This is a genomic window from ANME-2 cluster archaeon, assembly GCA_014237145.1.
Lineage (GTDB): Archaea > Halobacteriota > Methanosarcinia > Methanosarcinales > Methanocomedenaceae > Methanocomedens_A.
In genome coordinates this window covers 1-5,896 of record JAAXOC010000028.1, presented here as the reverse complement: position 1 = coordinate 5,896, position 5,896 = coordinate 1, and the positions used below count along the sequence as shown (strand labels likewise).

Below are 5,896 nucleotides of genomic sequence, written 5' to 3'. Positions count from 1 at the left end.
TCCTCACGGAGTTTCTACCCAAATACTGGGAGTACATAGGGTTTACCAAGTTCTATATCATGAATAATTTCTAATGCCTTAGAAGCCATCTCTAAGCCGAGAATCATATGTCCATTTCCTATAACATCATCCGAGCTATTACAGTCTGATTCTATACCATTTTGGTTCAAGTGTGACATCCTACTTTCACTTGTCCTGCGTTACGACTCTTACGACGGTTCGCATTACACTCTTCATAGCATTTTTACCTTAGCAGATTGTCCAAATTAGGCTTTTGGAGGTTTCCACATTGTCATGTGGGCTTCACACAACTTCATTACTGTGGTTGCATGCCACAATAAGGTCACCCTAAATGGAGAGGGTGGCATTACTGCAATTCATGATATAACTTCTTGTCGCACTGGAGGAACGCAGAGAAAAACAAAAATGTTCTGCGAACCTTTGTGTCCTATGCAGTTTCACCATCATGTAGATTATATATTTTAACAGCCATAGCCGCTGCCGGCAGCCCACCACCACCCGAGGTCGCCGCCCGCATTGCAGAGCACCCGCACACTATCTGTCGCGATATCTGGCTGAGGCGGACGTGCTGCTTTTCGATCACAGTGTGAGGGCGGAGGGGGCAGATCAGTTCGTTGTGGACATGAAAAATGTTGTAATTGGTGCTTAAAACCACGTTTTTGGTGAACTTTCGGTGAAATATGTGGATTTCCATGTATGCATGCACAAAATTTAAGGAAATTAAGATGTTGGCTTCGTGTGTTGGAAATTCTCAGAACTTCAATGTGTCGTAAAAAGTTGTTTTTGGGACAGCCTGTTTTACTTGCTTTTTACAAGTAATTGCCGGACAGCCTTGTGGATTCTTGTGAGTTTTGAACCGTAGATATACGCAGATACGATAATATCCGCCTTCATCAGCATGTATCTGTGGTTCAAAATCACCCCATCTTGTCAGGTGCACATCTCGATCATTGGAGGATACTAAGCGTTATTACTTTTTTCTGTGGCTGATATTGAAATATTTCCAGCCCAGATTCATTTTGATAATCCGGTCCAATGTGACACATCAACAGGATGTACTTCTATTCCGCACGGTAATCGCTATTACAGGACATACACCCACACAATTCTTGCAGAAGAGACATGAATCCGGGTTCGCTGCAAAATATTTAGGATTACCATCTTTCCTGATTATAATGTCCCATATTATCGGACCTTTTGGACATACCTTCTTGCAGCGTCCACAACCTGTGCAAGTATTGTCAACTATTATTTCTAGTGTCATTTTAATGCCAATGTATTTTTCAGGACCGCATCTCCCTGTATAACAAAAAAATATCCCTACAATAATGGAAATATATTCATACAAGCATATATAATACCCTTAACAGCTTATTAATTATCACATAACAGGTTTAATGAGCAATTGCATGTTGTTTGGATATGGGAATCAATTATTAGCCGGAAAAAGGATTGAAATATTTCATGGATTTAAACAGTCTACTTGAAAGATTAAAAAACGGAGACATCGAAGTTGACGAAGCCAGCAAACAGATCCGTCTCGGTAATATCCACATATTAAGCGAAATATCCAACATCGACCCCTACCGGATGAAACGTACAGGCATACCTGAAGCCATCTTTTCAGAAGGAAAAAACCCGGATGACCTGGCCAATATTGCCATTGAACATCTAAAACATGAAGGAAGGGCCATACTCACCAGGGTCTCGGACGAACAGCTTACTGTGCTTGAACAAAAACACACAGTTGAATGGAACAAGTATGCCAGGATTGCCATTCTCAGAGCCGATGGTTTCCAGGTAGATAAGACCGGTGGTGCTATTGGCATAATCACAGCAGGCACTGTGGACGTACCGGTTGCCGAAGAAGCAAGGATTATTGCACAGGAGATGGGGGTGACAGTACATACCATCTACGATGTAGGGGCTGCCGGTATCCACAGGTTGTTCCCCCCCCTGGAGGATATAATAAAGAAAGGCATTGATGCAATTGTAGTGGCAGCCGGCCGGGAGGGGACACTTCCCACTATAGTATCCGGCATCGTGGATGTACCTGTAATAGGGCTACCAGTATCATCAGGATACGGTGCCGGCGGCGGTGGGACGGCAGCGCTGCATACTATGCTGCAATCATGTTCAGTACTGAGTGTGGTTAATATAGATGCAGGATTCGTGGCCGGAGCATTTGCTGCCCGGATTGCAAATGTAGTGGCAGAGGCCCGTAAAAACCAGGTTTAGCCCAGGCGTGGTCACTGTAAATTACTCTTCCCTTACCTCATCGTACCCGATCTCGTCTTTAGTCAGGTAACATGCAGGGTCATCAGCCCATACATTATCATAAATAGCCTCGGCCCTGACCCTGAAGTTAGCATTGCAGATTTCCAGCCATTTACATTTTGCACATCTGTCAGCATTAGCTTTTATCAGGGCTTTGCGGTCCTTGAGACCGGCCATAAGCTCGTCACTGGTATCCATCCATATTTCGCTAAAAGGTCTCTCCTTCACATTACCAAAAGAATAATGCCTCCAGAACTGGTCAGCATGGACCGAACCGTCCCATGATACACAACCGATACCAATCCCAGTGGAGTTGCCCTGGTTCATCATTAGCAGTTCATACACCTCGGCAGCACGTTCGGGGTCCTCTTTTTGGAGGCGGAAATAAACATAAGGCCCGTCACAATGGTTGTCAACAGTAAGCACTTCCATTGGGAAACCTTTGTCATGCATTTCCTTTGTCTTGTCCATGATAAGGTCCACCACTCGACGGCTTTCTTCATGGGACAGGTCCTCTTCCACCAGTTTCGAACCCCGGCCTGCGTAGACCAGGTGGTAGAAGCAGACCCTGGGTATGCCCTCTTCTTCGAGCAGGTCGAAAATCGCAGGTATATCCTGTGCGTTCTTCTTGTTGATAGTGAACCGCAGACCCACCTTGATACCCTCTTTCTTGCAGTTACGCATACCCTGCAATGCAGCATCAAAAGCACCGGGCACGCCCCTGAACTTATCGTTGGTCTCCCTCATCCCATCCAGTGAAACTCCTACATACGATAGACCGATATCCTTCAGGACTTTGGCCATCTTTTCATCAATAAGGGTGCCATTGGTGGATATCACAGCGCGCATTCCCTTATCCCTTGCATGCATAGCAAGTTCCGGGAGGTCTTTTCGCATTGTGGGTTCGCCGCCTGAGAATAAAATAACAGGCGAGCCGAATTGGGCCAGGTCATCAATGAGTTCCTTGCCCTGCCGGGTGGTTAATTCATCCTCATACTCGATATCCCTGGATTGGGCATAGCAGTGTATGCACTTCAAGTTGCAGCGCCGGCCCATATTCCAGACCACTACTGGTTTCTTGTCTTTTGAAAACTGCAGCAGATGGGATGGAAGTTTACTGGAATCCCGCTCGTATCTAAGTGCATCGGAAGGCTCAACTGTCCCGCAATAAAGTTTTGAAATGCCTATCATCTATATACTCCGTCTCGTTATTAACAACTCTTGTAATTAATGGTTGCAGACAATACCTCACGCTTTTCATCAAAAGTGATCTCCAGGGAAAACGTGTTATCATCAAGGTATTTTTCCACATGGAATGTGACACCATCCTTAACATGCTTGATATCCCTGGCAATTTCCTTTTCCACTACCGCAATATCAAGATGCTGGCAGCAGCCCCCGCCTGTTACAAACAAACGTGCTGCCGGTGAATTTGCCCTCTTTAGTTCAGCTTTTATGAATGCTATGGCTTTATCATCTACAATAAGTTCAGTCATGATCAATCCCAAATTCTTTTTTTACTTCATGTATCAATGCTTTAAAGGTATATTCACTTGAAACGATTGTAACCTGGATTTTATACATATTTAATGTATTGGCAGTTGGATGTCCGATAGCTGCAACCACCGTGCCTTTACTGTTCAAGACCTGGATGACCGTATCCCTTACCCCCATCTGCGATGCCAGATCAAGGAAATTCCTGACCATCATAGAGCTGGTGAACACCACCGCATCAACTGTTTGGTCCATAATTGCCTGCAAAAGTTCTTCCTGTGCACTGTCTTTTCCGGGCCTGGCAATCTCATACACCTGGGTCTCGAAAACTTGAGCACCGGCTGCCTTTAGTCCATCCACAAGTACAGCCGCACCATGTGAACTCCTGGCAATATCCACCACTTTTCCCTTTGCTTTATGCCTGATGGCTTCTACCAGTCCTTTTGAACTGTACGATTCAGGCATGTATGATATCTCTATTCCCTGCTCCTCTGCTGCTTCTCTTGTCTTGGGACCTATGGCAATGTTGGTCAGGCGGTTCAAGGCATTAATGAAAACTTCCCGGTCAGGCACCTTGTCCAGCGTGTGGTATATGCCGTTTGCACTGGTAAATATCACAATATCAGACTTTCCCGTTAGCACCCTTGAGACAAAACCGTCAAAGTGCTCATCCTTTTTTCCCAGTATCTCAATCATGGGAACGGATATTACCTCAAATCCGGCCTGCCTGCATATTCGTATCGAATCCTGTTCGTAGCGCTCAGGCCGCATTATGGCAACTGTAGGCCCGGGTTTATTGTTAGTGTTAGTACTGCCCATGTTATCCATCAAACCTGTTTGATTTCTACCTGATCTCACCCAGTTCATCATGCAGGGTGACCACGCCGCCTATTATAGTAATGGCCGGGGCTTTGACACCCCTTTCCTTAGCCAGTTTGACAATGTTATCCAGCGTCCCCACTGTAGTGCGCTGGTCAGGCCGGGTACCTCTTTCGATCAGGGCTACCGGGGTTGCCGGGTCCTTGCCGTGTTTGAGCAGTTCGCTGACGTTTCTGGGCAGCATGCTGACACCCATAAGGATTACAATGGTTCCGCCAAAATGTGCCAGTGTGTCCCAGTCCAGTGCAGAATCTTCCTTGGTCGGGTCTTCGTGGCCTGTGATGAATGTAACCATGCTGGCGTGGTCCCTGTGTGTCACCGGTATACCCGCATAGGCAGGAGCTGCTATGGCTGAGGTGATACCTGGCACGACTTCCACTTTGATGCCATGGCTTACCAGTACCTGCGCTTCCTCACCGCCCCGGCCGAACACGTAGGGGTCGCCGCCTTTTAACCTGACTACTTTTTTCCCTTCTTTGGCCTTATCTACTAATGCCTGGTTTATCTGCTCCTGCTTGAGGGTGTGGCTGCCTGCATATTTACCGGCATCTATCTTCTCTGGCCTTTCTGGTATGCTTGCCAGTATCTGCTCGCCTGGAAGCTGGTCGTATACGACAACGTCGGCTTCGTCTATCAGCCTGCGGGCTTTTAGTGTAAGGAGTTCGGGGTCTCCGGGACCGCTGCCTACGAGATATACCTTGCCGGGTTTTGTGCTGTTCATGGGATTGTCTCCGTTGTTTAATGGGAATTATGGTTTTCTTATGGTTATGGAAGTATGATATAATTTCCTGATGGGGGGGTGAATGGGTTCTCATTGAGGGGAAAGACAGATGGGGTAAATTAAGCTCCTGCGGTTCCTTTTTATTGAATGATCCTTTACCATGTTTATACTAGTGTCAAGTCAACCATACAATATCGTAAGATATATGGTCTGACACAGTTATTTTTTAAGTTTTTTTCAAGACGCTGATTCACACTGATTAACGCTGATTTAAGGTTGCATCTGCGTTAATCAGTGTTCGTATATACACTATTCTTGCAAGATCAATAAAAAAGTATCTTGTAGCCTACTATATAGGTAGGCCGAGAGGGATAACAAATACTGTGTTTGGGATACGTTCCCGTAGATTAACCTGTTACCCTCTCATCCTTTTAATACACGAATAAGTACGTTTTGGCCATATAAATAAATATGTACCACATATAACTCGCGAACTTGTGTAAG

General features: G+C 45.7%; 6 protein-coding genes. 1 reads left to right on the top strand and 5 read right to left on the bottom strand.

Annotation, left to right across the window (positions count from 1 at the left end; genetic code table 11):
• Window positions 1-1,066: 1,066 nt before the first annotated feature.
• Complete coding sequence (locus HF974_03800) at window positions 1,067-1,285, bottom strand: 4Fe-4S dicluster domain-containing protein (protein ID MBC2697463.1); 219 nt, start codon at window positions 1,283-1,285, stop codon at window positions 1,067-1,069.
• 200 nt (window positions 1,286-1,485) lie between these two features.
• On the opposite strand from HF974_03800, the gene larB reads away from it, so the two are divergent.
• The gene (gene larB, locus HF974_03795; GenBank protein ID MBC2697462.1) at window positions 1,486-2,259 is read left to right on the top strand and encodes a nickel pincer cofactor biosynthesis protein LarB; all 774 of its coding nucleotides are present in this window, start codon (window positions 1,486-1,488) and stop codon (window positions 2,257-2,259) included.
• Between the two features lie 21 nt (window positions 2,260-2,280).
• On the opposite strand, the gene ahbC is transcribed toward larB, so the two are convergent.
• The 4 genes from ahbC to cobA are packed head-to-tail and all read right to left on the bottom strand — an operon-like array spanning window position 2,281 to window position 5,392.
• Window positions 2,281-3,489 carry a 12,18-didecarboxysiroheme deacetylase gene (ahbC, locus tag HF974_03790; protein ID MBC2697461.1) on the bottom strand — a complete coding sequence of 403 codons (1,209 nt, stop codon included), beginning with the start codon at window positions 3,487-3,489 and terminating at the stop codon, window positions 2,281-2,283.
• A gap of 20 nt (window positions 3,490-3,509) precedes the next feature.
• Entirely contained in the window at window positions 3,510-3,794 is a 285-nt protein-coding gene (locus tag HF974_03785; protein ID MBC2697460.1) for a hypothetical protein, read from the bottom strand.
• Entirely contained in the window at window positions 3,787-4,611 is an 825-nt protein-coding gene (locus HF974_03780; GenBank protein ID MBC2697459.1) for a uroporphyrinogen-III synthase, read from the bottom strand. Before HF974_03780 ends, HF974_03785 begins: the two co-directional genes overlap by 8 nt.
• A gap of 25 nt (window positions 4,612-4,636) precedes the next feature.
• Complete coding sequence (gene cobA, locus HF974_03775) at window positions 4,637-5,392, bottom strand: uroporphyrinogen-III C-methyltransferase (GenBank protein MBC2697458.1); 756 nt, start codon at window positions 5,390-5,392, stop codon at window positions 4,637-4,639.
• Between the last annotated feature and the right edge of the window lie 504 nt (window positions 5,393-5,896).